The organism is Acinetobacter sp. Res13-Abat-PEC15-P4-01 (assembly GCF_015676285.1).
Taxonomy (GTDB): domain Bacteria; phylum Pseudomonadota; class Gammaproteobacteria; order Pseudomonadales; family Moraxellaceae; genus Acinetobacter; species Acinetobacter nematophilus.
This window is the reverse complement of the sequence record NZ_JADAIN010000017.1, coordinates 93900-118558: the sequence shown is the minus strand read 5'-3', so window position 1 is coordinate 118558 and position 24659 is coordinate 93900. Positions and strand designations below refer to the sequence as shown.

Here is a 24659-nt window from a genome sequence, read left to right as displayed (position 1 = left end):
TCAAAGGAAAATTAGAAATGCTATTAGAACTCACTCAGGATTTAAATCCGCATCAGGCCTATCGAATCAAAAAATTAAAAAGAAAACTGGAACATGCGGAAAATTATGAAGAGTGGAAGTCGATCGCATTAAAACTGGATGAAGAAACAGGTGCACAAGAATGGAAATTTGATAATGGATCACCTTATTTTGATGCCGAGATCATTTCACATCGTTTAAATCTTTTGCGGCGCTATCGACAGCAAAATCGTACACATGATTTGATGTATATTCTTAGAGAAGGTTTTAGTCATGATGTTGCAAATATTGGACATCCAATGTTATTTGCACATACTTATGTGGGGACTAAAAAAATCATTGAAGATTATATAGATGAAGTAAGCAACAGTCTGGCATTTATTGCTTCTGAAAGTTGCCATTCATTATGTTTAGACAGTAAACGAGATTTTTTTAAAAACTGTGAAAAAGCCTATGGTCAACCTGCACTGATGTTTTCAGGTGGCGCGACATTGGGTTTGTTTCATAGTGGTGTGTGTAAAGCACTGATGGAACAAGACTTGATGCCCAAAGTGCTTTCAGGTTCAAGTGCTGGAGCGATCATGACTGCGCTGTTGGGTATCAATGAACCCGCAGAAATTCCTAATCTTTTGTCTGGGGATCAATTCTATAGTGAGGCTTTTCATTTTCGTAGTTTTAAGGAATTGATTAAAGGTAATGGTGGATTTGCCGACGTCCGTTACCTGAAAAAGTTTTTGATCGAAAATTTAGGAGATGTCACTTTTGAAGAGGCTTTTGAAAAATCTGGTTTAGACATCAATGTTACTGTTGCACCATATGATGTATCTCAAGAAGATGCACGGATTATGAATAAATATACTTCGCCGGATTTGTTGGTATGGAGTGCTGTGCTGGCTTCTTGCGCAGTTCCGATATTATTTCCACCCGTCCGTTTAATCAGTAAACGTTATGATGGTGTTCATACCCCCTATCTTGCCAATACACGTTGGGTTGATGGCAGTGTGCGCAGTGATTTCCCTCAAGAACGCATGTCCCGTTTATATAATTTAAATTATACCATTGCCAGCCAAGTGAATCCGCATATTGTGCCATTTATGCAGAATGATGAAGAACGCTATCGTAAAGATCTATTGAGTTGGCCAGAGCGAATTGTACGGATGCAAGGGCGAATGGCAGCAATGGGGGTTATGGATTTTGCTCGTGGTCGAATGGGACGTATACCGTCAATGAGACGTTTGCTTGATCATGGGTATGGTGTGATTGATCAACGCTATTATGGTGATGTGAATATCATTGGAAATTATAGCCTGCGTCATTATAGTTATATGTTGCAGAATCCACGTCCCCATTTATTCAAGTTGTTGCAAAGAGAAGGCGAGCGGGCAACCTGGCCGAAAATATCGAGCATAGAAACACATGCGCGTATTGGTAAGACAATTCAACATTGTCTGGAAGTGCTGAACCATTCTATAAGTCATTCTCAAGCTGTTGGGCAGCTATCGGAAGTATGAGCCTAAACAAAATTACGCTTCCAGCAGCTTCAAATTCTAGTCAAAGTCAGAAATTTGGTCGCCGTGTTTATCGACTTAAACAGGGCAATCAATTTTTTTGGCTGAAGTTACAAGTAAAAAATATCAATCACCATTATGAGCAAGGCTTTTTAAACGAAGTCAACTGTTATGCTCAATTAAATACTCTAGAGACACCCACCCACGAGGTGCTGTGCAATTTTTCAATCATTGAACCATATCATCAATTTCAATTGGATGAAGCAGTGATTGAGCAGGCGATCTGGATGAATGATACAGATCTTCTGTTTGAGCCTGCGAGTGATCAATTAATCCGAGCGGATGTCTTCAGTAAACTGAGGTTGAGCTTGGAGGTGCTGGAAAACTTGCATAACTATGGTTTTATCCATGGTGATTTAAAGCTTCAGCATTTTCGCTATCAGCAACAACGAAGCTATCTGATCGACTTAGAGCAATCTTGCAGCATTGACCAGGACCTTTATCAATTAAACCCCATAACGACTGCAACGCCTCGTTATATGGCGCCTGAATTATTTCACGCACAACAGAAAACCTTTCAATCTGATATCTACGCATTGGGTATTATTTGGTTGGAATGGTTAACCCATCAACGATTGTCTGCTAAAAGCTATCAAGATTGGGCAGTTTTGCATTGTCAGCAGTTGAATGTGCATTTGCCCGAAGCCTTTAAAGATTTGGAGGATATTTTAAAACTCATGCTCAGTAAAAGAATAGAGCAACGTTGTTCAAATATTTATCAAATAAAACAAGTATTAAGCCAAATTGTCTAAACAAAAAGCAGTATGAGCGTTTTTTGTTTTTTATTTAAACAAACAAGTCATTTTTTCGAAAAAAAGGCTTGTCATAATAAAACGATCTCTATAATATACACAGCCATCGGGGACGTGGCGAAATTGGTAGACGCACTGGATTTAGGTTCCAGCGCCGCAAGGTGTGAGAGTTCGAGTCTCTCCGTCCCCACCAAGCAATTCATTTGGTGGTATTAAAACGAAATGAAATTGTTATAGAGGATTGGTGTAATGGTAGCATGACGGTCTCCAAAACCGTTCGTCAAGGTTCGAATCCTTGATCCTCTGCCAACTTATTTAAAAAACTATATCTATAGTTATTTTATCCGGGGACGTGGCGAAATTGGTAGACGCACTGGATTTAGGTTCCAGCGCAGCGATGCGTGAGAGTTCGAGTCTCTCCGTCCCCACCATATTCAAAAAAGCATGATTTTTATCATGCTTTTTTATTGTCTGTAGTTTTGTATTGAGTGCAATAAAAAAGACCGAATTAAAATTAATTCGGTCTTTACAGAGAACCTTCATCCATTTCTGAAATAAAAACTATGCTTTTAGATGATCCTCAAATTCTTCACCCAGTTGCATTGCCAGATTATTTCCAGATAAGTCACAAGTAACCAAACCATATTCTTTTTTAAAGCTGAAAGTAAATCCTTTACCATCTGCTAAGTTTTTTACTGAATAGCCCAATTTTTCTAACCAAATACGGAAAGCAATTAAATTTTTTGCCTTTACAACTTTTTTCACAGAAGATCTCCTTAATTCCTGCCTATAAATTTAATAGGGATGACCTTTAAAATTTTAAAGGGGGAAATTCGTTGAATTTTATTTTTTATATCAATATTTGAGCGCTTAGAGAAATGGCGCTTTTGTATCAATGCGTATTTTTTTAGGATGAGTGTGAAGTGAATATGAATACTTAAATAAATATTCATGTAAAACAATGAATTATTTAATTGTGTGAAATGCGGCTGTAATATTTTGATGCAAAGATGTCATTTTTAAAAACTCTTAATTTTCTCATTCTAGCCGCTTTAAATGTAAGTAAATTTAACAAAAATAAAGGGCATTCAGCATATATCGCAGATACCGCGCTAAGAAACCTAAAAATCCTACCAAGTCGCTCTGTTTCAACACGCTCCCTGCATCATGTGCTATAGGGTGTGAGAATAATTCTTAATTTTTTTCAGTAGAATTCACATGAATGTAAATTATCTGAGTAGTCGGTTGATATCATGAATCATTCAGTTCTCCATGCAATGGGAAATCGGTGCTGATATTGAAACAGCGGCTTGAATTGTTGTTTGAATCATTTGTACAAGTGTTTGAAGCTGGGTTTGCGATGTTTGCGTAGTGTATGGATTTCTTGCGTAGCATGCAGCGTTGAGCGCTGTATTTTCATTCTGAAAGGGTTAGGGTGGTAATGGTTACTTACGCTTAATGCTTGAGAAGATCATATATGCTTCATGCCTGCGATGCAGACATGTTCAGCTATGCTAAAGCATTTTAACGAATAAAATCGTGTCCAAAGATATCGCGATGACAACAATAAGCAGCTAACCCTATTTTCCTCGGAATTGACCAGTCTTAGGATTGTCTAGCAAGCAAACTGCTGAAATGTAATTTAAAACATCCTCAACTGTTAAACCCTACATCGAATAAGCAGATGTATGACATGTTTACCGATATCGATACAGGAATTCTGCCAATATCTTCATGCCTTACATAGCATGAGTATCGATATATTGTGACAATACTGCACACTGAAAGGCTTGTATAAACTCGGATTGAACACCTGAATTTAGCTCAGTATAACGAATTAAAACTGATCTTTGAGCGCCCGAATTCGAGCAAATTCTTCAGCACTTTCAACGCGCAAAAATGGATTGGTTTCAAGTTCAATCTCAATTCTACTGGGCAAGGTAATTTTTCCTTGTTCTCTCAGGTGTTTAATTTCTTCTGCGCGCTGTTGAATGGCACGATTCTCTGGTTCAATGTGTAAAGCAAATTGTGCATTAGAAAGCGTATATTCGTGGGTGCAGTAAACTTGTGTTCTTGGCGGGAGCGCTGCAAGGCGATTGAGCGAATGATAGAACTGTTCTGCAGTTCCTTCAAACATGCGACCACAACCCATAGCAAAAAGCGTATCACCGCAGAATACACTGTCGAGCGCATCTATAAAATAAACAATGTGCCCTAAGGTATGTCCAGGTACAGCGATAATGTCAATTTTGATACCGTGGAATTCAAATTGATCATCATGCTGTAGTGGATGAGTTATAAAGGGAATATGGCTCAATTCTTCGCGTGGTCCATATACTGGAATGTTGCGATCTGCAATCAGCTCTGGAACTCCACCAATATGATCTTTATGCCAGTGTGTAAGCCAGATTTGCTCCAAATTAAGTTGCTGTTCTTTGCAATAATTCTCAACCAATGATGCTTCAGTCGGATCAATCGCAATAACATTCTGGCTGGGTTGATGTTCTATAAGCCAAATGTAGTTTTGTAATTGGTTTTTGACATCGATGACGTGAACTTTAAATTGCATCATTGTATTCCCTGTAAACGGTGACTTAAATTTAATATCAAACTCACTCAATAGACAAGTTGGAAAGTGACTGAATGATTGCAGTGAGTATGAAAAGGCAAGCCATTGAATGATATAGAGGGGTTTAACTGTAAAAGTATCGCCAATCGATGATTGGCCGTGCTACGTCGATTTAACACGCCATGCCTCGGTTGATTGCAAGTTTATTCAGCTTACCATTTTTGAAATCAAAATTGACATAGGCGGTGTAACCTATCTCGAATTCAGAAGGGTTTTTTAAATATTGTCTAGCTTCAGCAGGCGTTAAAATCAGAACGTTGGTGCCATTCTTTGCGCTATTTGGAAAATCTTTTTTAAATTGATTCAGGGTATATTGAGGGGTAATGACTTTGTTGTTAACCAAAATACTGTCATTCATGTGCTGACTGTTTGACCAGGATAACCAAACACGTCCTTTGGTTGTTCCCAGTTGTTGAAAGTTCTGTTTACTTTTATAAAAACTGTCGGATTTAATTTGTGGATTGTCTTCTGCAAAAATTTCAAAAGTTAAATTTTTCCCAGACGGTATGGATGTTGAATATTCATAATTTCCTGTACATTCTGCGTACTCTTTGGTGATTTTCTGACTATTTTTTCCCAATAGCTTCTCAACTTGTGCGGCACTTAGGGCTTGATTAAGTTCAATACCATTGACTTTTACGGTTGTGGTGTAATCTTCTGAACCATATGCAAAACTAATCATGGAGAATAGAACGAGTACGGCACTAATTGTTCGGTTAATTATTTGACGAGTTGGATTCATTTTAGATGCTTCTTAAATTTTCCATAACTTACTCAGTTGCGTGCTTTTAATCAAGAGAACATGCAGTCAATAATCACATTGAGCTATAAATCTTTGATGAAAGATGCTACTTGGAAACAGTATCGGCAGATATCTGAGGCAGGCGTTTTTTATGAAGTATGGTTTCTGCAACTTATTGAATACGTTGCTGGTGGTTGAAAATTTATGCGGTGCACAGCAATGTGGTGCGCAAGACGGTTGCCTTTGTTCATGCTGAAACAAAAATATGGTGCGCCGTAGGCTGATCCTAAAATTGAATTAAAACACACTAAATTGAATCAAACTATATTGAATCAAACTACGCTGCTAAGATCATTGTTCTTCAATAAATCAAAATGATCTGATTGCTTCGAATTCAGGTTAAATGTTAAGTTTAAATCAAAGTTTGCTTGATGGAATCAAAAAAATACCCTCAACAGGAGAAGGTATTTTTAGAATTATGATTATCTCAGTTTAGATAACCAATTTCCTAAGCTTTGCACAATCTGAACCAGAACCAATAATACAATAACGGTAAGATAGACTACACTTTGGTCAAAGCGTTGATAACCATAAGAAATGGCTAGGTCTCCAATACCGCCCGCACCAACAGCTCCTGCCATGGCAGTTGCACCGATTAAGCTAATCGTGGCTGTGGTTAGACTCAGAATCAGAGAGCTGCGTGATTCTGGGATAATAAATTTAAAAATGATTTGCCAAGGAGATGCACCCATTGCTTGAGCAGACTCAATAATTCCCTCATTCACTTCAAGTAACGATGTTTCCACCAAGCGTCCTATATATGGACCGACATAAATCGTTAACGGAACAATCGCTGCCCATGTGCCGATGGTGGTACCCACCAGTGCTTTAGTAAGCGGAAATACAGCAATAAGAAGAATAATGAAGGGGAGTGAACGTAAAGCATTTACAATCGGGTTGAGGATTTGATAAACAGCACGATTCGGCAGAATACCATTCGGACGAGTGACCAGTAAGATAATGGCTTGAATAAAGCCCCAGATTGTACCGAACAACATGGCAAAGAAAACCATTTGTAAGGTTTCTTGCATAGCTGTAACAAACTGGTCAATGCTGAGTGAGCTTTTCCAAAAGGGCGCGGTCAGGGTTGTCAGCCACTGTACGATGAGGTCTCTCATACTCTCACTCCTGACTGTTCAACTTTTACACCATTTTTCTCAAAAAACTCGAGCGTCTGGCGGATGTTTTCTGCATCACCAAGAAGCTGAATAAACATTTGACCGATCACTGAACCATTAATTTCAGTCATATTGGCAAACAGTATATTCAAACTCACGTCGAATTGTTTAATTGCAGCCTGAACCACAGTTTCCTGAGCAGAAGTTCCAAGGAATTGAAGGCTGTAGATACTTTTATGATTCTGATTTTCTAAATTATTTAAGATATTCACAGGCAGTTGTTGCTGTAAAACTGTCTTTATAAAGTTTTTTGTCGTAGGATGTTGGGGCTGGCTAAAGATTTCAAGGGTTGAGCCTGTTTCGATGACTTTCCCTTGTTCCATTACGGCAACATAGTCACAAACAGATTCGATGACATCCATTTCATGGGTAACCATCACCACTGTGATTCCTTGCTCCCGATTGATTTTTTTAAGCAAAGCGAGTACGGATTTCGTGGTTTGTGGGTCTAGTGCGGACGTTGCTTCATCACAAAGCAAAATTTTGGGATGATTTGCCAATGCACGAGCAATACCGACACGTTGTTTTTGACCGCCTGAAAGTTCATCGGGATACGCATCTTTTTTATGCTTCAAGTCAATAAACTCAAGCAATTCATTTAAGCGCTTTTCCCGTACGGACTTATTCACACCCAGTAATTTTAAAGGCATTTCAATGTTGTCTGCCACTGTTTTGGTTTGTAGCAGATTGAAATGCTGAAAGATCATCCCGATGTTTGCACGTTCTTGACGTAATGTGCGTGCATCAAGTGCCGTAAAGTCTTTTTGATTGATGATGACCTGACCTTCATTGGGGCGCTCAAGCAGGTTAATCAAGCGGATTAAGGTACTTTTACCAGCGCCACTATAGCCAATAATGCCAAAAATACTGCCTGCAGGAATTTCCAGATTAATCTGATCCAGCGCCCGTATGGTTTGACCTTTTAACTCATAGTGTTTTGAAATGTTTTTAAATTCAATCATATCGTCAAAAACTATACTAAAAAGAAAAAACAGGCAAAGTCGCTTTGCCTGTTTTGTTTATAAGCCATTATAAGGCTATTTTGCTTCGGTAAGGTAGCTTACTGGTTTATTCACATCAACTTTAGTACCGCCAAAGTGTTCTTGAACATATTTACCAACAGCTGCAACATGATATAACTCACCCACTTTTTTCAAAATAGGGTCATCTTTACGTGCTTCTGCTACGGCCAATACATTGACATTCATTTTAGTGGTTTGGTCTACTGGCTCATAGTAAATAGAATCTTTAAGTACATTCAAACCACCTTCCATTGCAAGCGTGTTGCCTAAAACAATCGCATCAACTTCATCTTTCGCACGAACAGCTGTTGCCATTTGAATCGGTTTGATAACGATTTTTTTAGTATTTTCTGTGATGTCAGCAGGCGTACCTTTAACCAGGTCAAAACCGTCTTTTAATTTGATTAAACCCGCAGATTGAAGCAACAATAAGGCACGTGATTCATTTGCCCCATCGTTAGGAATAGCAATCGTTGCACCATTCGCGAACGCATCAACTTTTTTGACCTTACTTGAGTAGATCCCCATCGGTTCTAAATAAGTTGTCGAAATCGGTGCAATTTTTTCTTTGTTAGAGTCGTTGAAAGCCACAAGATAGGCATAGGATTGGAACGCATTAATATCGACTTCTTTGTTGGCAACAGCAGTATTCATCGCAACATAGTCAGTGAAATTTTTGACTTCAAGCTTAATGCCTGCTTGTTTGGTTTCAGGAAGGGTGGCGATATATCGCCAAATATCTGCATCAGAACCCGTTGAAGCCATAGTCACAACTTGTTCTTTGCCAGCCTCTGCTTGAGCAGTTTCATTTTTTGGAGCTTCTTGTTTTCCACAAGCAGAAAGAGTGAGCACAGATGCGCTGAGTAAAACGCCAAACAGCTTTTTCATGAATCAGTCCTAAGTAGGAAATGCAATCGAATAGAGTCCCTTGCATTCTCGATGGTTTAAATCGAATTTTTAACATCTTTTTGAAAATAAATAAGGCGTTGACGTATATGTCGAATTGCACTATCTATATTCTATACATTTGGGAATTAGAGTGAAGTTTTAAAAGAATTTTAATTGTTTAAAACAGACCCTAAAGATTTGTTCATCATATCAATAAATCAATCTTATACATAGTGGTTGTTTTTTAACAACACATCCTGCCGTATCGATTTGAATATCAATGTTTTTATCAATTTGTGAGTGAAAACAAATGCTTTTGTTGAATTCTTTCATAACGTTGTTTAAATTTTATGCTTATTCCTTATATATAAATTTTTTTGGATTTTTTATCTAAATTTTAGATATATAAATCTAACAGGAATAGCCAAAAGACAGAGGGGAATTCAAGATATTTTTATATCTGGTGTTTTATGGGTTCCATAAAAATATCAGTTTAGTCGATTTGCTGGGTTGTCCCGGAATATTTCAAATCATGGTTTCAGTTAGGCATACATTGTGTTATTTCGTTTTTTGATTACTCAGAATAATTTCATTTCTGACACGAACCAGGTGCTAAATGTGATGTTTTCAATGCTGTATGAATTCTCTTGACACTTACACTGCTGTCATACTTTAGGATGGTGAATGTCTTGTAAATAAGGTGCTAAACTTATGAAATTCATCATTATTATATTTAGTTATTTTCTATTGGTCAGCATGGCAGCTGCACAAAATAATATTTATGTTATCCATGGCTATGCTGCTAATGTGAATGATCATTGGTTTGGTTATATTGAGCGCCACATCAGTGGTTCAAATAACCGTGTTATAAAAATTGCTTTACCAGATTCCCGCCATCCTCATCTTTTAGCGTGGAATAAAGCGTTAAGGGAAAATATTCCACGAATTGATAAAAATACCTTTTTCGTTGCCCATAGTTTAGGCTGCATTACCTTGCTTGATTTTCTTGCACAATCGAAATTTCAGCAGATCGGTGGGGTGGTCTGTGTATCTGGATTTTCTGATCGATTAACAACTTTACCTCAGCTGGATGAATATATTCTTGCTGCGAAAAAAGACTTTTCTTTTAAAAATAAAATTCGTCAGGGGCAGATGTTTATTTCTGATCACGATCAATATGTCCCCGCAGAATTAAGTCTAGCATTGGCTCGGAAACTTAACTTTACCTATACGGTAATTCCAAAAGCAGGGCATTTCCTCGCCAGTGACGGTTATATAGAATTTCCACAATTGCTGGATTGGCTAAAAAATGCAACTGATGCTCATGATTGATTGATTTGAGGGTTCAGATTGATAAAGTAATTAAAATCTATCTTTGATGGGACAATAAAAAACCCACATTAAGCGGGTTTTAAAGTTCTTTGAGATTAGAGGCTGTGACCTTTTCACTATAATCCTACGACGCAGGAGCATTTTTTAATGCTGCGAAGTTGGATTTTGATGACCGGTTATAAATAAGTTTTACAAAACCGGTCATATGCCGTCTAAAATAAGTCCACTGCCACTGCCACTGCCACTGCCACTGCCACTGCCACTGCCACTGGCATAGCAAGGGTCAACAGACTCTAAGCATTTTCACGTGCAATTGCGCGGTAACCAATATCTTTACGGTACTGGACTCCGTCAAAAGACACTTTTTGACAAAGTTCTAACGCTTTTGCTTGTGCTTCACCGATTGTGTTGCCTAATGCAGTCACGCAAAGTACTCGACCGCCCGCAGTGACAATCTCACCATTTGCGTTTTTCGCCGTACCTGCATGAAATACTTTGGCATCAGTCATTTCTGTATCTAGACCAGAAATGACATCATCTTTGCTTGATGTTTCAGGATAACCTTTAGATGCGAGAACGATCCCCACGGTTTTACGCTCATCCCATTCTGCTTCTGCTGGAAGCTGACCTTCAATCCCTGCTTCAACCAACTCCACTAAAGAAGATTTTAAGCGCATCATGATCGGTTGGGTTTCAGGATCACCAAAACGACAGTTGAATTCAATCACACGTGGTTGACCTTCATCATCAATCATTAAACCTGCATAGAGGAAACCTGTATAAACATGACCATCTGCTTTCATGCCATCTACAGTTGGACGCATGACTTCTTTCATGACTTTGTCAAAGACTTCAGCTGTGACCACAGGGGCAGGGGAGTATGCGCCCATACCACCGGTATTTGGACCTTGGTCGCCTTCAAAAATACGTTTATGGTCTTGTGATGTTGCCATTGGAAGAATATTTTCACCATCAATCATGCAAATGAAAGATGCCTCTTCACCCGCCAAGAATTGTTCAATCACAACACGAGAACCTGCATCACCGAACTTATTGCCTGCGAGCATATCATCGATTGCATCGAAAGCTTCTTGATTGGTCATTGCAACAATAACCCCTTTACCCGCAGCAAGACCGTCGGCTTTAATTACAATCGGCGCGCCATTTTTTTCTACAAATGCTTTCGCAGCATCTACTTCTGTAAAAACATCATAGAATGCAGTTGGAATGTGATGACGCTTAAGGAAATGCTTGGCAAAAGCTTTTGAACCTTCAAGCTGAGCAGCGAATTGTGTAGGTCCCCAAATTTTAAGTCCAGCTGCTCGACCTGCATCTACAACACCATTTACAAGTGGTGCTTCAGGACCAACAATAATTAAATCGACCGCATTATTCTGGGCAAACTGAATAATTGCAGGGTTATCGAGGATGTCGAGTGCAACATTTTCACATTTATGTTCTGTAGCTGTACCTGCATTGCCAGGTGCAACAAACACTTTTGTGACTTTTTCATCTTGAGCGATTTTCCATGCAAGTGCATGTTCACGACCGCCATTACCCAAAACTAAAATGTTCATTGAATGTATCCTTTTTAAATTCTTTCCTCTCGTAAATTCGTGAGGGAATGGTGAATTTAAAGCGTCCTGTATGTCGTAACAAATCCCCCTTTGTTAAAAGGAGGATTTGGATGGATTTTTTTAATTTGATTTATCGTAAATTAGTGACGGAAATGACGCATGCCTGTAAAGACCATAGCGATCCCAGCTTCATCGGCTGCTGCAATAGTTTCTTCATCACGCATAGAACCACCTGGCTGGATAATGCATTTAATACCAGCTTTTGCAGCATTATCGATACCATCACGGAATGGGAAGAATGCATCTGATGCCATCACGGCACCTTCAACCACCAAGCCAGCATGCTCAGCTTTAATTGCCGCAATTCGTGCTGAGTTCACACGGCTCATTTGACCTGCACCAACGCCAATTGTTTGACGACCTTTGGCATAGACAATCGCATTTGATTTAACATATTTTGCAACTTTCCATGCGAAGATCAAATCATCGATTTCAGCTTCAGTTGGGGCACGTTTTGTTACAACCTTAAGATCATCTTTGGTAATCATGCCAAGATCTTGGTCTTGAACAAGTAAACCACCATTGACACGTTTATAGTCATATTGTGCAGCACGTTCATCAATTTTTGGTAATTCACCACATACCAACACACGAACATTTTTCTTTGCACCTGTGACTTCAAGTACACCTTCAGCAATGCTTGGTGCAATGATCACTTCAACAAATTGACGGTCTACAATCGCTTGGGCTGTTGCAACATCAAGTTCACGGTTGAATGCAATGATACCGCCAAAGGCTGATTCTGGATCTGTTGCATAAGCAAGATCATAAGCTGTTTGAATGCCATCGAGCGATACAGCAACACCACAAGGATTCGCATGCTTAACGATCACGCAGGCTGGTTTGGCAAATGACTTTACGCATTCTAAAGCAGCATCTGTATCAGCGATATTGTTATAAGAGAGTTCTTTGCCTTGCAATTGTTTTGCCGTAGACACTGATGCTTCAGTTGCAGTTGCTTCAACATAGAAAGCAGCGGATTGGTGTGGATTCTCACCATAACGCAAGTCTTGCACTTTGTTCAATTGTGTATTGAAAGTACGAGCAAATTTGTCTGCTTGACCTTCTTCTTTACCTACTCGAGCACCTAAGTAAGATGCAATCATGCCGTCATATTGTGCAGTATGCTCAAAAGCTTTTACTGCCAAATCAAATCGAGTTGCATAAGATAATGCCCCCTCGGTTTTGATTTCATTGATCACGGTTGCATAATCTGCAGCGTTGACCACGATACCCACAGATGCATGATTTTTTGCAGCAGCACGTACCATTGTCGGACCGCCGATATCAATATTTTCGATTGCGTCGGCAAGAGAACAATCTGCTTTGGCAACAGTTGCCGCAAATGGATAAAGGTTTACAACAACAAGATCAATCGCATCAATGTTGTGTTCAGCCATCACAGCCTCGTCTAGACCACGACGAGCCAAGATGCCACCATGAATTTTAGGATGCAGTGTTTTTACGCGACCATCCATCATTTCAGGGAAGCCAGTGTGCTCTGAAACTTCAACTACAGCGATATTGTTGTCTTTAAGCAACTTATATGTACCACCAGTAGATAAAATTTCTACCCCAAGAGCAACAAGGTTCTGGGCAAATTCAACGATCCCGGTTTTATCGGAAACAGAGATTAAAGCGCGTTTAATAGTCATGATCTTCGTCAACAGTTTTTAAGTCTAGAGATTGAACAGGTAGGCAAAAGGTAGGTAAAAAAAATGCCCACGCAAGCCGTGAGCATTTTATCATTTATTCACTCATTAAACCGTGAGCTTTTAACTTTTTACGTAAAGTTCCGCGGTTGAGTCCGAGAATTTCAGCAGCGCGTGTCTGATTCCCGCGCGTATATTCTAGAACGACAGATAAAAGAGGTTTCTCCATTTCTGCTAGCACCATATCGTACACTTGAGATGGTTGCTCACCTTGCAATTGTGCAAAATAGTGACGAACTGCGCGATCTACGTGAATACGAAGAGCGACATCAGATTGTGCAGTAAAAATAGGAGATTTGCTATTCATGCGAGTTAATCCGAAAAATCAAAATATTGCTTGGGTAAAACAATATAAATGTGGTCTAAAAAAATCTGAGCCCCGTTTTAGATCCTAAAACGGTTGGCTCTAAAACAAGAACAATTAGCTTGCCACAAATCGTCGAGTTGAGTGAAAAATAAGCGTAACAATAGATTAATATTTGTTACTTCACTCTTTTAAACAAAAAAATGTTCTACTTGCGCGATATTGGATATAAAGCACATAACAAAACAGTAGTTTTTGTGAAAAATTGCGAGGAGTTTGCAGGACAAAGCTTTCGTGGCGCGTATGATAGCATTGTCTCAGAAAAAATGAGCAAGAAAACTACATTTTTTTTCATTTTTTTGTAGTTTTTTTTAATTTTATGGATGAATGACGTCTAATTGATAGTCATCAAAACTTTTTCTGGACTCTGTAATGACAAATTTAAATGGATATGGACTGTTTTGTGGAATTCGTTTAATTCCAATCAGGCTCTTGATGAGATAGTCTTCGGCTGAGATTGTATAAGTCTTGACTATTTTATCATTTGCTTTGAGTGTGACCCTTATCATCGGGAGTTCTAAACTTTTAGAGTACTTATTATTGATTTGACCCGAGAATTGAGTCTGTTGTGAGTCGATTGCTTTTACTTTGAGGTTACTAATTACGATATGTCTATAACGTTGATCGACAGTGTCACAATGAAAAACTGAACATGCTTTGGTAAAAACAGTATTGATTGCAGGATAGCGGTCAGTCAAGTTCGGGTTAAACCAAACAATTTGAAACATCAAAATACTGAGCAAAGACAGGTTGATAAAACTCCAAGCCAGATAATATAGGGTGCTTTTCGGTTTTAGCAGATCATCGCCTTTGTGAGTCAGCCCTTTAGATAGATTTAAACTGGGAATATTATGAACAGGATCATTGTTAAAGTAGTTCAAATTATTTAAGTAGGTTCTCAGATCAATATTGGAATGTTCAACTTTACGATTGAATATATCCAGTACACTGGTTTCATTTCGACGATTATCAAAAGGCTCCTGATCCAATTTGCGTTCAGGTTCGGATGTATCTGTCACCTGTTTTTCAGAAGGAGCGGGTTGGAGATGAACCAGCGCATTGAAGTTATGACCGCATTTTGGACAACAAACCATACCCTGAGCAACAGTAAGCTGTGTAACTGACACTTTATAAATTGAAGCACAATTAGGGCAGCGGGTTTGTTTTTCAGCCATAGATAGTTAAATTTTCATCGATTAAAATTTCTTACGCGAACCAGAAATTCTGCACCAGTTTTCTTCGCGTTTCTCTACCTCTACTATATCAAAAAATTCAGAATAAACACTAGAAACATCAGCAACTTGCTCTTCAATTACACCTGCAAGTGCGAACTCGCCCTCAGATTTAATTAAAGTTGAGAATTCCTCGGCAAGGGACATAAGTGGACCAGCCAGAATATTTGCAACCAGTACATCTGCTTGCTGGGTTTTAAATGTTTCATTAAATTCTTCAGGAAGTCCGACATAAAGATTTTCAAGTACGCCATTCAATTCAGCATTTTGTTTTGTTGCTAATACTGCTTGGGGGTCAATATCTGTTGCATAAACCTTTTTCGCACCTAAGAGCAATGCTGCAACACCCAATATGCCTGAGCCACAACCGTAATCAATCACAACTTTATCTTTAACATCGGTTTTTCCTAACCATTGCAAACAAAGGAAAGTTGAAGCATGGTTGCCTGTACCGAAAGCCAAGCCTGGATCAAGCTTGATATTGACTGCATCAGCTTCAGGCGGTTCTAACCACTCAGGCACGATCCAGTATTTTTCACCAATTTGAATGGGTTCATAGTAGTCCATCCATGAACGTTCCCAAACCTGGTCTTCAAGGAATTCACTCTTCATTGGAGCAGTCGGGAGCTGAGTACGGATAAATGTCTCTAAAGCTGCTACATCGATTTCTTCATGGTCGTCTTGAGCATAAATGCCTGTGACAATGACTTTATTCCATAGAGGCGTTTCACCTGGAAGTGGCTCAAGCAAGTCTTGGTTTTCAGCATCATCGAGAGTCACACTTACTGCACCTAAAGAACTTAATAAAGTTTCAGTAAAATCAACTTGAGCTTGTTCAACTGTAATATGAATTTGTAACCACTTCACGGTAAAGACCTAAATCGTTTTCTTAAAGCCCATATTGTAACGGAAACTGTCAAGGCGCGCCTACCTTCCACCAAAATAAAAAAGTGGATGCATCAACACCCACTTTGGTTTTACAAAATCATCATTTTAAGCATGTTCAATTACAGAATCTTGCGTGGCATGTTTGGAAATCAATGCACCAAAGATTGCTGCAAAAACATACATAAATATCGAGTAGACTGCAGCAGGCATCGCTACAGTTGAGTTTGCCATGACTGTCAATGCGATGGTCATCGCTAAAGTGCTGTTATGAATGCCTATTTCAAAAGCACACGCACGTGCTTGCGCGCTATTAATGCCAAGTAATCTTGGGACAAAATAACCGATCAGCAAACTGCATATACAGAAAATCACTGTGGCTAAACCGACTTGGGTGAGATATTCCAGAATGTGTGTACGCTCTTTGGCGATTGCTCCGATAATGATGAGTATCAAAAAAACCACAGAGAAAATACGCAAGGGTTTATTGAGTTTCTCTGTAAAATGGGGCGCATAGTGTCGAATCAACATACCAATACAGACAGGAACTAAAATAATTGCAAAAACCTGAATAATCTTGCTGAACTGCATACTGATTTGCTGTCCATCATTCATAAAGTACTGGATGGAGAAGTTTACAATCAAGGGTAGGGTAAAAGCTGCAATCACAGAATTAATAGCTGTCAAAGTAATATTCAGTGCAATGTCGCCTTTAAATAAATAACTGAATAAATTTGCGGTACTTCCACCTGGTGATGCAGCGAGTAACATTAATCCGACTGCGAGTAAAGGCGGTAGGGCGAGTACTTTACAGATAACAAAGGCAATGCCGACCAAAAGTACCAATTGACAAAATAAGGCAATTAAAACGGCTTTGGGATGTTTTGATACCCGAGCGAAATCTTTCGGAGTGAGCTCTAAGCCTAAACCAATCATAATGATGGCGAGGGCAAGCGGAAGCATGACGGTGATTATTCCTGAATCCATAGTTTCTTCCTTTTTGTTGTTTTAAATCATTTAAACAGTTGAATATTCCTTACTCAAAATTGAGTGTAATCGAAACTATAAAAATAGAAAAATAAAAAACATGACTCCTCAATAATTTAAAATAACCATCATTTGGGTAGGTCATTAAGTTGATTTAAATATATTTTAAATACAATTACTTATGTAATTCGCAAAGGTCGGTTAATTCGAAAGTGGGTAATGACGAGAGGGATCAGATAGACATTCAGAATATAAAAAAAGAGATTCCGTTAACCGGAATCTCTCTTGATTTCAACAATCATCCATCGCGTTTCAAGCTTGCTGAATGCAGATATCATTCACGCAATCAAAGTCGATGAATTGCTGATTTTGAGGAAAATTATTGAGCTTGGATTGGATCTTCGCTCGGTACAGCTTGGCTAGGTTGTTCGACTGCCGGCTGTTCTGCTTGAGAGGCGTCATTGGTTGCCGGTGCATCAGCACTTGCAGGAGCCGCTTGTTCTACAGCAGGACGATTTTCCATTGCAGGTTCTGGTGAGACAGCAGCACCGGTGGTATTGCTACCTGCTGGTGGAGCAGGGAAACTGAATTGGAGCTTGCCATTCTCATTTGGTTCACAAGTACCATTAAAAGTTACACCTTTATTGGCATAAGTGACCCAGTCACCTTGTTTTTTCTTGGCACAAACTTGAATTTGCTTTTTCACTTCAGCTTTACTGGTGTTTTCCTCAGCAGCATGAGCAAAACCGATTGCCATACAACTTAACAATGAAGCCGTCATCATCTTAGACAATGTATTTTTCATAATCGTATTCCTTGTATTCATGATGGAAAATTTAATTATCTGAGTGATTCTCATGGTATAGCGGTTTTTTGCTAAGTTAAATTCGATTTGTGGGGACTTACTGAAACGAAGTGTCAATTTATGTTGCCTGTGTATCTAAATGTTTAATTGGAAATATATGTCTTTAGGGGATAAATTTTTGTAAAACCGCCTAAAACTCACGGTAAAATTTTGCTATAATTTCCTGTCATTCTTTTTATCTCTCATTTATTACTATGCATTATCCTAAAGTTTACGATGTCATTGTTATCGGTGGCGGTCACGCAGGTACGGAAGCGGCACTTGCTGCGGCGCGTATGGGTCGACAGACTCTGCTTTTGACTCATAACATTGAGACTTTAGGGCAGATGAGCTGTAACCCTGCTATCGGTGGAATTGGTAAATCCCATCTTGTTCGCGAAATCGATGCGTTGGGTGGAGCAATGGCTCTCGCTGCCGATAAAGGCGGTATCCAGTTCCGAATCCTGAATTCTCGTAAAGGGGCTGCTGTACGTGCAACTCGTGCCCAAGCTGACCGTATTCGCTATAAGGCGGCAATTCGTCACACCTTGGAGAATCAAGCCAACCTAGACATTTTCCAACAAGCTGCTGATGATCTTATTGTTGAAGGCGATACCGTTAAAGGTGTCGTCACTCAAATGGGTATTCGCTTCGATGCGAAAACGGTTGTGTTGACGACTGGTACCTTCTTGGGTGGTGTTATTCATGTTGGATTAAACAATTCTTCGGGTGGTCGTGCAGGTGATCCACCTTCGATTTCTCTGGCGGCTCGTTTACGCGAATTAAACTTGCCAGTAGGACGTTTAAAGACAGGTACACCACCGCGTATTGATGCACGCTCAGTTGATTTTTCTGTGATGATCCCACAACCGGGTGACTTCCCATCTCCAACCATGTCATTCATGGGAGATGTGTCTATGCATCCAGAACAGGTGAACTGTTATATTACCCATACTAACGAGCGTACCCATGAAATTATTCGTGGTGGCTTAGATCGTTCGCCGATGTATACCGGGGTGATTGAAGGGGTAGGTCCACGTTATTGCCCATCCATTGAAGATAAAATTCATAAATTTGCTGACAAAGACTCGCATCAGGTTTTCTTGGAGCCTGAAGGTCTGGATACACATGAGCTCTATCCAAATGGTATTTCTACGTCATTGCCATTTGATGTGCAGTTTGAGTTGGTACGTTCAATCCGCGGGATGGAAAATGCACATATTCTTCGCCCGGGCTATGCAATTGAATATGATTATTTCAACCCGCAGTCGCTGAAATTCTCTTTGGAAACAAAATCCATTAATAACCTCTATTTTGCTGGTCAGATCAATGGTACAACAGGTTATGAAGAAGCAGGTGCCCAAGGTTTACTGGCAGGATTAAATGCTGCCCGCCGTGCTTGGGATCAAGAGCAATGGACACCTAAGCGTGATGAAGCGTACATGGGTGTCTTGGTTGATGACTTGATTACTTTAGGCACAAAAGAACCGTACCGTATGTTTACTTCACGGGCAGAATACCGTTTGATGCTTCGTGAAGACAATGCAGATCAGCGTTTAACAGCCATTGGTCGTGAAATGGGCTTGGTAGATGATGAACGTTGGGCTGCATACTGTGAAAAAATGGAAGCAGTCGAAAAAGAAACAGGTCGTTTGCAACATCTTTGGGCGGCACCAAATAATCCAATGGGCAAAAAATTCGTTGAAATGACCGGTGCAGATTTGTCCAAAGAATGTTCTGCGATCGACTTGCTCAAACGTCCAAATATCAATTTCTCTCAAATTGCGGAATTGACAGGCTCTGAAGTGTCTGCATTCGTTGGTGAGCAAATCGAAATTGCAGTGAAATATGCGGGCTATATCAATCGTCAGCAAGAGGATGTTGCTCAAATGAAGCGTTTGGAAGATACTAAAATTCCTGCCGATTTTGACTATGATGCTGTTTCAGGTCTTTCTCGTGAAATTACCATGAAACTTAAAAATGTATTGCCAGAAACGCTTGCACAAGCGAGTCGAATTCCGGGCGTAACACCTGCGGCTGTTCAATTGGTGATGATTACCATTCGTAAACATAATCAAATGAAAAAGTCATCGTAGATGATCATCGGTAAAGAAGCCCGCTTGATGCGGGCTTTTTTATATCTGAAATAATGCATCTTCGTTTGTTGAAAATATATGGTCTTTATGACAATATAAAATAAAGTGATCAGTTTAGAGAACAACATGAACAAGCAAGATCGAATTAAAGGTGCGATTTATGGCTTATTGGTCGGGGATGCCGTCGGTGTGCCTTATGAGTTTAATCTACCTGAGCAGTTACCTGAATATGATCAAATTGATATGCTGCCCCCTGCTTGTTTTTCTAAGACCTATCCAGAAATTCCTATAGGAACTTGGTCTGATGATGGAGCGCAAGCCCTGAGTTTACTGGATTCACTCCTGTATAACCATGAAATGGATGCAGAAGATCTGATGAGGCGACTGTGTAACTGGTATCAATACGGGTATATGGCAGTTGATTATGAAGTTTTCGATGTGGGGGTGCAAACAGCTGAAGCGATAAGAAAGTACAGGTCGGGCGTCCCTCTATCTCAGGTTGCTAAAAATGATGAATACGCCAACGGTAATGGTTCTCTCATGCGGGTATTACCTCTAGCCTTGTGGCATCAAGGTTCAGACCGACAGTTGATTGAAGATGCATATGCGCAATCGCATGTGACCCACGCGCACCTAAGATCAAAAGTATGTTGTGCTCTATATTGTTTATGGGCGAGAGCCATTTTAAATGGTTTAGGGATTGAAGTTGCCTGGTCGGATGCAGTGGAAAAATTACGTAACTGTTTACAGGATCGACCTGAAGATTTGCAACAGCTTGAATTTCATATTCGTCCAGACGAATTAAGTCAGGGCACAGGGAGTGGTTATGTGGTTGATTGTTTAAAATCAGCCAGATATGTCTTACAACAGCAGACATATCAAGATGTGATTAAAAGCGCAGTTGCATTAGGACGAGATACTGATACAACAGCATGTGTGGCTGGCGGTATTGCAGGACTATATTTTGGTTATCGTGATATTCCTCAGTCATGGCTGGATCAATTAAGAGGGAAACAGTTGGTAGAGCCTTTATTGGAAAAACTTAATCTTCACATGACAACCCAGAAATGAAGATGGATATCAATCAAGAGATTATTGTGCTTGTACTGTCTTGATTTATCTACTTTAAAATCGAGATGTTCCCTAAAACATGATGAAACAAGACTTTAAGTTGTTGAAAAAATAATCTGGGTAAAGTCTTGTTGAATAGTCTGTTAGTTTCATATTCAGCCCTCGGTTTGAACTCTTTTGTTCCAATATGATCAGTTAAGTCTGCTAAGGGTGACATTTTGCATACCCATATCGAAGCTCACAGCAAAATTTTTCGCTGAGCAGCAATATATTCATTTAATTAAAAAACAACATTTTATAAAAGCAACCATAGCATGGACAGTTGCTAATGATGTTCCGAGTATCGTATTTCAACAAGACGGGTATAACGTTATCAAAATAATTCTTAAACAGAATTGGTGAAAAATAAAGCAATTTTAATTATTTTTCAGTATGAACAAACGCGGTTATAGTCAATCTACATTCAAACGAGAGGTGGTGACTATGACGATGAAATCAATCCGTTACAACAATGCTGAACTTGCGTGCTGTCTGATGTGATGTTCAACTTTCTCCAATTTAAACTCATGTCTTGTGGACATGTAAAAATGTGACGTGAGTTTTAATCAGCGCAAAATAATAAAATTCAAAAAAAACAAAAACAATAAAAGATCAGAGCCGAGAGGCTCTTTTTTATTGAGTACTTGTATCTAGAACTTATATCTATGTTGGTTAAATTGAATCATTCGATTTCATGAACTGCATTAAAAACTTCTAAGGGTTCGATTCTAACAATCTTTTTACCAAAACTTCTCAGCCACCATACCAATTGTGAAGTAAAGGGAACTACTGCACTTACTTGATACAGTTGCTCATTTAATTGTTCAACTTTTTGCTCTTTGCTGAGCTGACTTTCTGTAAAGTATTGCGCATCATCTTCGTGCATCACGAGTTTTAATTCAACATGCTTGGTGGGCTGAGAAAAATCAACTCTAAAGCCAAGCGCTCCTGAATCAATATATTCATCAATATCAAATTTAACGGGATGTAATGCCCGAAGATCTAAAACCGTTGCGGATTTAAAACGATGTAAGGCAAAGGTTTGGACTTCGGTTTTATCATGTCTGGTACAAATCAGATAAATAATTGCACCTTTTTGCACCAAGCCTAAAGGATTGAGGATATAAGTTTTTTCCTCACCTTGATGCCCTCTTGAGCGATAGACACACTCAATTTGCTTATCTTGGAGTAATCCTTCATAGATAGCCTGTTGTGCCTGTCTCTCAACTAAAGGCGGGATCACAGGTTGACTTGCAGGTACAATACGAACACGATTAATCCATTGTCGAACATTATTCTGAGTTGACAAGCTACGACGAGCCAAATCAAACCAAGGATTCATTTCATCAATCAAACTTGGTGGTAAAAGGTGCTTTAAATGTTCCTCAACCATCATAAATGTGACTGCTTGAGAACTGGTCATATGCGGTAAGCTTTGAATTGGTGCATCTGAGCGCCAACGCCAACCTTGAGGCACAGTCTTATTGCTTTCAATCGGAAAACGTTGCGCGATTTGATTGAGATCTCGCTGAATGGTACGCAGACTGATCTCAATTCCTTCACGTTCTAAGACTTCTTGTAATTCACGTGTGCCCATCCACTTACCCGTAGAAAGTCGGGATAAAATTTGCCATTGGCGATAGAGGCTGTTCGAGGTTTCTTTTTCTTGTGCAGACATGTCAAATATCGTTGAAATCGTGAAGGTTTAAGGGAAATAAATCAGCTACACAATAGAAAAATAAAAAACTTTCTGCAAGTTCTATCCTTAAATTAGTTTGTTAGACTTTGAAAACACTCACTAAAAAATTTTGAAACAAGTTCAATCAAAACTCACATTGAGCTCAACAGTAAACAATGAATTAATAAATGATGGTTAAAAGATTTAATCCTGATGCTGAAAAAACATTTTAAGGCACAATGATTGTTGGCATTGATATTGCTTGATTGATCCTGCCCCCAGAGAACATAAGAAGAGGTTTGTATGCTAAAAGAAACGATGGATACAAATTCAAGTAATGAAAATTATGCAGAACGTTTTGCTGTGCCAATGATTGAAGAACAGACTCAGGTGAAGACAGGCGAATTAAAAGAGATAAAAAATATTCAAGCAGGTGTTCATTTAAATATTGATATGCAGCAACCAGCTATGCATTTACTTAAACAACTCGATTCTATTTTCTTTAATGAAATGACTGACGATCATGTCCTTTGCACTGAGACAGCAGAAAAAATTGAGCATTGGTTATCTCAGCATAGTATTTATGCACTTGAAAAATTAAATGAAACAGCAAAAGCACATTTTTTATATCAAGGGATTACCTTCGCTGTATATGGAGAACAATCTGGAATTGACCGCACCATTCCCTTTGATTTGATTCCACGAGTAATTGCCAAACAACAATGGAACAAAATCGAGGCAGGCTGTAAACAGCGTATTCAAGCGTTAAATTTGTTTCTTGCAGATATTTATCATCAGCAAAATATTTTGAGAGAGGGGCTTATTCCCGAGTTACCTGTGCTTTCACATGAAGCGTATCAGCCGATCATGATGAATCACTGTTTGAATGGAAATATATATAGTCAAATCAGTGGGATCGATATTGTCCGTGATCGACAAGGGGAGTTCTTTGTCTTAGAAGATAACCTGCGCACTCCATCAGGTGTATCCTACATGATTGAAAGTCGCAAGATGAGTCAAAAATTAATGCCTGAATTATGCAATCAACAGGTTGCAAATATTGAGCAGTATCCGCAGCTTTTGCGTGAGATTCTTGCTGAAAATTCAAGAGTAAGTACACCTGTAATCGTAGTGCTGACACCCGGGCGTTATAACAGTGCGTATTATGAACATTCATTTTTGGCAAGGGAAATGGGTGTACCCTTAGTGACATCACGTGATCTTTTTGTTGAAAACGACAAGGTTTATGTGAAAACCATCCGAGGTCGCCGGCAGGTTGATGTAATTTATAGACGTTTGGATGATGCTTTTTTAGATCCTTTATGCTTTAGACCTGACAGTTCTTTAGGTGTTGCAGGGCTGATGTCTGCTTACTTAAGTGGCAATGTGGTCATTGCAAATGCACCTGGTACCGGGGTTGCAGATGATAAATCCATTTATCCATATGTGGATCAAATGATTGCTTATTATTTGAATGAAAAGCCAATTTTATCCAACGTACCAACTTATCAATGTCGTGAAGCTGAAGCATTGGATTTTGTTTTGAAACATATTGATCAATTGGTGATTAAAGAAGCGCAGGGTTCTGGTGGTTATGGGATGCTGATCGGACCTAAAGCCACTGAGCAAGAAATTGATTTGTTTAAAATGAAATTAATCGCTACGCCTTCAGCATATATCGCACAACCGACGTTAGATTTATCAGTAGCGCCAACATTAACCTCACAAGGGATTGCTGAACGTCATATAGATTTACGACCATTTATTTTAACCTCACCTGAACGAATAGAAATCGTCCCGGGTGGTTTGACCCGAGTGGCAATGCAACAAGGTTCATTGGTGGTTAACTCATCACAAGGTGGTGGAATTAAGGATACCTGGGTGATTGATGAATATTCAATTTAATCATTCCTTAGTCATCCCAA

Annotated in this window: 20 protein-coding genes and 3 tRNA genes; 9 read left to right on the top strand and 14 right to left on the bottom strand. The window is 39.2% G+C overall.

The window, feature by feature from the left end:
* Positions 1-17 precede the first annotated feature (17 nt).
* The 5 genes from IMO47_RS06525 (at position 18) to IMO47_RS06505 (ending at position 2769) form a co-directional block, all read left to right on the top strand.
* Positions 18-1529 (top strand): DUF3336 domain-containing protein, encoded by a 1512-nt coding sequence (locus tag IMO47_RS06525; RefSeq protein WP_196076970.1) that lies wholly within the window; start codon positions 18-20, stop codon positions 1527-1529.
* Entirely contained in the window at positions 1526-2338 is an 813-nt protein-coding gene (locus IMO47_RS06520) for a protein kinase (protein WP_196076943.1), read from the top strand. The genes IMO47_RS06525 and IMO47_RS06520 overlap by 4 nt, the downstream gene beginning before the upstream one ends.
* A 108-nt stretch (positions 2339-2446) precedes the next feature.
* Positions 2447-2531 (top strand) — tRNA-Leu (locus IMO47_RS06515).
* Positions 2532-2573: 42 nt separating this feature from the next.
* A tRNA-Trp gene (locus tag IMO47_RS06510) sits at positions 2574-2647 on the top strand.
* Between the two features lie 37 nt (positions 2648-2684).
* A tRNA-Leu gene (locus IMO47_RS06505) sits at positions 2685-2769 on the top strand.
* 130 nt (positions 2770-2899) lie between these two features.
* Here IMO47_RS06505 and IMO47_RS06500 read toward each other — a convergent pair.
* The 6 genes from IMO47_RS06500 to IMO47_RS06475 all read right to left on the bottom strand — a co-directional run bounded on the left by IMO47_RS06500 (position 2900) and on the right by IMO47_RS06475 (position 8857).
* A complete protein-coding gene (locus IMO47_RS06500; protein ID WP_004719296.1) occupies positions 2900-3103 on the bottom strand; it encodes a hypothetical protein in 204 nt (67 codons plus the stop codon).
* A gap of 1072 nt (positions 3104-4175) precedes the next feature.
* The gene (gloB, locus tag IMO47_RS06495; RefSeq protein WP_196076944.1) at positions 4176-4910 is read right to left on the bottom strand and encodes a hydroxyacylglutathione hydrolase; all 735 of its coding nucleotides are present in this window, start codon (positions 4908-4910) and stop codon (positions 4176-4178) included.
* 169 nt (positions 4911-5079) lie between these two features.
* Positions 5080-5709 carry a hypothetical protein gene (locus IMO47_RS06490; protein ID WP_196076945.1) on the bottom strand — a complete coding sequence of 210 codons (630 nt, stop codon included), beginning with the start codon at positions 5707-5709 and terminating at the stop codon, positions 5080-5082.
* A gap of 482 nt (positions 5710-6191) precedes the next feature.
* Positions 6192-6887, bottom strand: coding sequence for a methionine ABC transporter permease (locus IMO47_RS06485; protein ID WP_196076946.1), 696 nt, complete (start codon positions 6885-6887; stop codon positions 6192-6194).
* A complete protein-coding gene (locus IMO47_RS06480; protein WP_196076947.1) occupies positions 6884-7909 on the bottom strand; it encodes an ATP-binding cassette domain-containing protein in 1026 nt (341 codons plus the stop codon). Before IMO47_RS06480 ends, IMO47_RS06485 begins: the two co-directional genes overlap by 4 nt.
* 75 nt (positions 7910-7984) lie before the next feature.
* Complete coding sequence (locus tag IMO47_RS06475) at positions 7985-8857, bottom strand: MetQ/NlpA family ABC transporter substrate-binding protein (RefSeq protein WP_196076948.1); 873 nt, start codon at positions 8855-8857, stop codon at positions 7985-7987.
* Between the two features lie 711 nt (positions 8858-9568).
* Here IMO47_RS06475 and IMO47_RS06470 point away from each other — a divergent pair.
* Positions 9569-10189, top strand: a complete 621-nt coding sequence (locus tag IMO47_RS06470; RefSeq protein ID WP_196076949.1) for an alpha/beta hydrolase — start codon at positions 9569-9571, stop codon at positions 10187-10189.
* Between the two features lie 293 nt (positions 10190-10482).
* Here the strand turns inward: IMO47_RS06470 and purD are convergent, their stop codons facing one another.
* From purD to IMO47_RS06435, 7 genes are all read right to left on the bottom strand, one after another.
* The gene (gene purD, locus IMO47_RS06465) at positions 10483-11766 is read right to left on the bottom strand and encodes a phosphoribosylamine--glycine ligase (RefSeq protein ID WP_196076950.1); all 1284 of its coding nucleotides are present in this window, start codon (positions 11764-11766) and stop codon (positions 10483-10485) included.
* A gap of 140 nt (positions 11767-11906) precedes the next feature.
* Positions 11907-13481, bottom strand: a complete 1575-nt coding sequence (purH, locus tag IMO47_RS06460; RefSeq protein WP_196076951.1) for a bifunctional phosphoribosylaminoimidazolecarboxamide formyltransferase/IMP cyclohydrolase — start codon at positions 13479-13481, stop codon at positions 11907-11909.
* Positions 13482-13575: 94 nt separating this feature from the next.
* On the bottom strand, positions 13576-13845 hold the full coding sequence (gene fis, locus IMO47_RS06455) for a DNA-binding transcriptional regulator Fis (protein ID WP_001086304.1): 270 nt from the start codon (positions 13843-13845) through the stop codon (positions 13576-13578).
* 374 nt (positions 13846-14219) lie between these two features.
* Positions 14220-15077 (bottom strand): zinc-ribbon and DUF3426 domain-containing protein, encoded by an 858-nt coding sequence (locus IMO47_RS06450; protein ID WP_196076952.1) that lies wholly within the window; start codon positions 15075-15077, stop codon positions 14220-14222.
* 21 nt (positions 15078-15098) lie between these two features.
* Positions 15099-16001, bottom strand: coding sequence for a 50S ribosomal protein L11 methyltransferase (prmA, locus tag IMO47_RS06445; protein ID WP_196076953.1), 903 nt, complete (start codon positions 15999-16001; stop codon positions 15099-15101).
* 126 nt (positions 16002-16127) lie between these two features.
* Entirely contained in the window at positions 16128-17006 is an 879-nt protein-coding gene (locus IMO47_RS06440; RefSeq protein ID WP_196076954.1) for a bile acid:sodium symporter family protein, read from the bottom strand.
* 379 nt (positions 17007-17385) lie between these two features.
* Positions 17386-17811 (bottom strand): hypothetical protein, encoded by a 426-nt coding sequence (locus IMO47_RS06435; RefSeq protein WP_196076955.1) that lies wholly within the window; start codon positions 17809-17811, stop codon positions 17386-17388.
* A gap of 254 nt (positions 17812-18065) precedes the next feature.
* Between IMO47_RS06435 and mnmG the strand changes: the two genes are divergently transcribed.
* Positions 18066-19946: a tRNA uridine-5-carboxymethylaminomethyl(34) synthesis enzyme MnmG gene (mnmG, locus tag IMO47_RS06430; protein ID WP_196076956.1), complete on the top strand. Its 1881-nt coding sequence runs from the start codon at positions 18066-18068 to the stop codon at positions 19944-19946.
* Positions 19947-20072: 126 nt separating this feature from the next.
* A complete protein-coding gene (locus IMO47_RS06425; RefSeq protein ID WP_196076957.1) occupies positions 20073-21017 on the top strand; it encodes an ADP-ribosylglycohydrolase family protein in 945 nt (314 codons plus the stop codon).
* 721 nt (positions 21018-21738) lie between these two features.
* Here IMO47_RS06425 and IMO47_RS06420 read toward each other — a convergent pair.
* Positions 21739-22734, bottom strand: a complete 996-nt coding sequence (locus IMO47_RS06420) for a WYL domain-containing protein (protein WP_196076958.1) — start codon at positions 22732-22734, stop codon at positions 21739-21741.
* Positions 22735-23037: 303 nt separating this feature from the next.
* Between IMO47_RS06420 and IMO47_RS06415 the strand changes: the two genes are divergently transcribed.
* A complete protein-coding gene (locus IMO47_RS06415) occupies positions 23038-24639 on the top strand; it encodes a circularly permuted type 2 ATP-grasp protein (RefSeq protein WP_196076959.1) in 1602 nt (533 codons plus the stop codon).
* Positions 24640-24659 lie beyond the last annotated feature (20 nt).

Bases quoted from the DNA above. Each gene is read 5' to 3' on its own strand.
- IMO47_RS06435 (WP_196076955.1), bottom strand. From the start codon at position 17,811: ATGAAAAATACATTGTCTAAGATGATGACGGCTTCATTGTTAAGTTGT.
- IMO47_RS06425 (WP_196076957.1), top strand. From the start codon at position 20,073: ATGAACAAGCAAGATCGAATTAAAGGTGCGATTTATGGCTTATTGGTC.
- purH (WP_196076951.1), bottom strand. From the start codon at position 13,481: ATGACTATTAAACGCGCTTTAATCTCTGTTTCCGATAAAACCGGGATC.
- IMO47_RS06470 (WP_196076949.1), top strand. From the start codon at position 9,569: ATGAAATTCATCATTATTATATTTAGTTATTTTCTATTGGTCAGCATG.
- IMO47_RS06490 (WP_196076945.1), bottom strand. From the start codon at position 5,709: ATGAATCCAACTCGTCAAATAATTAACCGAACAATTAGTGCCGTACTC.
- IMO47_RS06520 (WP_196076943.1), top strand. From the start codon at position 1,526: ATGAGCCTAAACAAAATTACGCTTCCAGCAGCTTCAAATTCTAGTCAA.
- purD (WP_196076950.1), bottom strand. From the start codon at position 11,766: ATGAACATTTTAGTTTTGGGTAATGGCGGTCGTGAACATGCACTTGCA.
- IMO47_RS06480 (WP_196076947.1), bottom strand. From the start codon at position 7,909: ATGATTGAATTTAAAAACATTTCAAAACACTATGAGTTAAAAGGTCAA.
- mnmG (WP_196076956.1), top strand. From the start codon at position 18,066: ATGCATTATCCTAAAGTTTACGATGTCATTGTTATCGGTGGCGGTCAC.
- IMO47_RS06475 (WP_196076948.1), bottom strand. From the start codon at position 8,857: ATGAAAAAGCTGTTTGGCGTTTTACTCAGCGCATCTGTGCTCACTCTT.
- IMO47_RS06450 (WP_196076952.1), bottom strand. From the start codon at position 15,077: ATGGCTGAAAAACAAACCCGCTGCCCTAATTGTGCTTCAATTTATAAA.
- IMO47_RS06525 (WP_196076970.1), top strand. From the start codon at position 18: ATGCTATTAGAACTCACTCAGGATTTAAATCCGCATCAGGCCTATCGA.
- fis (WP_001086304.1), bottom strand. From the start codon at position 13,845: ATGAATAGCAAATCTCCTATTTTTACTGCACAATCTGATGTCGCTCTT.
- gloB (WP_196076944.1), bottom strand. From the start codon at position 4,910: ATGATGCAATTTAAAGTTCACGTCATCGATGTCAAAAACCAATTACAA.
- IMO47_RS06485 (WP_196076946.1), bottom strand. From the start codon at position 6,887: ATGAGAGACCTCATCGTACAGTGGCTGACAACCCTGACCGCGCCCTTT.
- IMO47_RS06420 (WP_196076958.1), bottom strand. From the start codon at position 22,734: ATGTCTGCACAAGAAAAAGAAACCTCGAACAGCCTCTATCGCCAATGG.
- IMO47_RS06415 (WP_196076959.1), top strand. From the start codon at position 23,038: ATGCTAAAAGAAACGATGGATACAAATTCAAGTAATGAAAATTATGCA.
- IMO47_RS06440 (WP_196076954.1), bottom strand. From the start codon at position 17,006: ATGGATTCAGGAATAATCACCGTCATGCTTCCGCTTGCCCTCGCCATC.